The organism is Donghicola sp. XS_ASV15 (assembly GCF_041224595.1).
Taxonomy (GTDB): Bacteria; Pseudomonadota; Alphaproteobacteria; order Rhodobacterales; family Rhodobacteraceae; genus Donghicola.
This window is the reverse complement of the sequence record NZ_JBGFGN010000117.1, coordinates 1-2,756: the sequence shown is the minus strand read 5'-3', so window position 1 is coordinate 2,756 and position 2,756 is coordinate 1. Positions and strand designations below refer to the sequence as shown.

Annotated in this window: 3 protein-coding genes; 2 read left to right on the top strand and 1 reads right to left on the bottom strand. The window is 58.9% G+C overall.

The genetic code is table 11. From position 1 onward, the window contains the following. Positions 1-189 (top strand): hypothetical protein (locus AB9K37_RS06285; protein ID WP_369836117.1); only part of this gene is annotated, 189 nt, incomplete at its 5' end. 392 nt (positions 190-581) lie between these two features. Here the strand turns inward: AB9K37_RS06285 and AB9K37_RS06280 are convergent. Continuing rightward, entirely contained in the window at positions 582-1,520 is a 939-nt protein-coding gene (locus tag AB9K37_RS06280) for a type I restriction-modification enzyme R subunit C-terminal domain-containing protein (RefSeq protein ID WP_369836115.1), read from the bottom strand. 207 nt (positions 1,521-1,727) lie between these two features. Between AB9K37_RS06280 and istA the strand changes: the two genes are divergently transcribed. Further along, a partial coding sequence (istA, locus tag AB9K37_RS06275) for an IS21 family transposase (RefSeq protein WP_369836114.1) occupies positions 1,728-2,756 on the top strand: 1,029 nt, incomplete at its 3' end.

Here is a 2,756-nt window from a genome sequence, read left to right as displayed (position 1 = left end):
CACCTTCAAATACAAGTCCACGGTGTATATCCCCAAGCCCTCCCGAAATCCGAAAGGGCAAAAGTGGACGACTTTTACGCCGCCCGCGACAACACTATGCCGTCGCTACCGTGGCCGAGTATTGCTCCGCCGTTCACAATCGTTGATACCAGTCTTCATGGCATCAATCTTCAGTTGCGTGTCGTGTAGTCGAATAAAGAGCGAAAGATAATTCGGATCCAACACCTCGGGGTGCGGCCTAAACCGATACATCTTGCCCGACATCATCAAGCGAGGTCGGGTCTTCGTTACGAGACAAGCCACGCCGCAGCGATTTCGCGGACCAGCACAGGTCATCAGCACGTCACCCTGTTGGATCTCGATCTGAGGTCGTGGATCAAGCTTTGCGGGGAGAGCTTTATTCTCGTGCGCCCAGAATTCTCCGTGTTGAATGGCGGTGGTTTTTACCACCCCCCATTCCTCCTCTTCAGCCGGGCGACTTTCACATCGTGGACTCCACCCTTGCTGAAAGGGCTTGCCATTGTCTTGCACGATTACGAGTTCGGAAATCTTTTCGGAAATCCACCCCTTCGGTAGTTCCGTCATGCCGACAGCGCCTCATTCATCTCGGTCATGACGTCCTCCATCTGATCGCCAAAGAGGTGATACATCTGCCCCATCCCGCCCTTGCCGTCAAAGGGGGCCAGTTCCAGATCATCGCGTTCGATGGTGAACGAGCTGATCAGGTGATCGCGGATCATGTGTAGCCAGTCCATCTGGGCATCAGAGAACTTGGTCCCCGCGCCCGAATGCCGCTGCATGATCCAGTTCTGGAAGTTGCGGCGCACGCGATCCGAGTTGCGGGTCAGCCGATCATCCAGCCCCGTCACCCGCCGGATCAGCGCCACCAGCGCCGTCAGATCGCCGTTCGGCGTCTCGCCCTTGTACTCATCCAGATGCGCATAGGCGCGCCAGACGTTCAGCGGCGCAAGGCGGGGGCGATCCTCGGTCAGTTTCTTCAGCACCTGCTTGATCATCGACAGGGTGACCTCGGCCCGGCGGGCGGGCGTGTCGAAATAGATGGTCAGCGCCTCGATCTCGTCGCGGTGTTCATTCAGGTAGTCCTCGAACTCCTGAGCGATGGCCTTGGCGTTTTCATCCGCATCGCTCGCCCACGCGGCGGTGATCACCTCGTCGATGGTATCATGGTCGATGGTCTGTTCGGTGTCGCGGCGGATGGTGTCGAGCGTGTTGATCAGCGGTCCGGTGAAGACATTGGCGGCCTGCTTGATGCGGTTCTCGCGGGCCGCGTTCATGGCGGCATCGTCAGGCTCGGGGTGGCCTGCGGCCTTGGCATCGGCCTCGACCTTGTCGGGGTCGATTGCATCGAAGAGGTCGCGGATGACGGCGGACAGGGGCTTTCCCGCCAGGTCTGTGACCTTCTCCTGATCCTCGGGGGTCAGCTTGTGATCCAGCCGCGCCAGACGGCCAGCGAGGGAGCTGACGGTTTCCTCGGTCCGGTCGCCCATCATCAGGTTCATGGCGAGCTCCTTGAAGGGGATCGAGGGTTTGCTGTCGAGCGGTTGGCTGGCGGTGTAAGTGGCAGGCTTATTCTCCCCAAAACGGGCAAGTGAATTTTCCCCAGTTGAGGCACTGAGTGGCCAATTCTGAGGGGGCATGCCCCCTCAGAATTGGCTTTCGCCAAAATCTTCCCCGCAATGCTCTCTATTGGATGGGAGGATTGCCGGGTGATCCAACTGAGAGACATTGTGTTGATACATGATTTGAAGCGTCAGGGGCTGAGCGTGAGTGCGATTGCCCGACAGATGGGCTGCGATCGCAAGACCGTCCGCAAATACCTTGATCTTGGACTTGAGCCGCCGATTTATGGGCCACGACCCCTTCGTGGGAGCAAACTGGATGGATACCAGCACTATTTGCACGAGCGCGTGACCCAGTTTCCGGGGCTGTCAGGGCGACGCCTTTTCCGTGAGATCAAGGAGCTTGGGTATGAGGGCAGCTATTCCACCGTGAAGGGATTTCTGCGGGAGATCCGGCCACCTGCCCAAACGCCTTTCGAACGCCGGTTCGAGACCCCGCCAGGTCAACAGGCGCAGGTCGACTTCGCCGAGTTTCCGGTCTGCTTTACCGATGAGCCAGAGACAGTGCGCAAAGTCTGGCTCTTCAGTCTAGTCCTTGGGCATAGCCGCTGGATGTGGGGCAGGTTCGCCGACAGTCAGAACCTGCAGACAGTCCTCCGATGTCACATCGCCGCCTTCGAGGCCCTGGGAGGGGCGCCAGAAGAAATCCTGTATGACCGGATGAAGACGGCGGTCATCGGCGAAGACGCAGCAGGTGTGGTGACGTACAACAGGTCACTCGTGGCCTTGCTGACGCACTACGGCGCTGCCCCTAAGGCTTGTAAACCCTATCGTGCAAAGACGAAGGGAAAAGTTGAGCGGCCTTTCCGGTACATCCGCCAAGACTTCTTCCTGGCACGCAGCTTCCGCAATTTACAGGATTTGAATGCGCAGTTCTCCGCATGGCGGGCAACCGTTGCCAACCCGCGTGTTCATGCGACCACGGGCCGTGTCGTTGATGACGCCTTTGCCCTAGAGCAACCAGCGCTGATCGCCTTACCGGCCCTGCCGTATGATGCTGTGCTCAGTGTGGAGCGCCGGGTCAGCAAGGACGGCATGATCTCGGTCGATGGCAACCTTTACAGCGTACCGGATACAGCACGCAGACGCACGCTGGAGGTCCAGAACCATACGCGG

Coding starts and splice junctions, on each gene's coding strand:
- AB9K37_RS06280 (WP_369836115.1), bottom strand. CDS start 1,520: ATGAACCTGATGATGGGCGACCGGACCGAGGAAACCGTCAGCTCCCTC.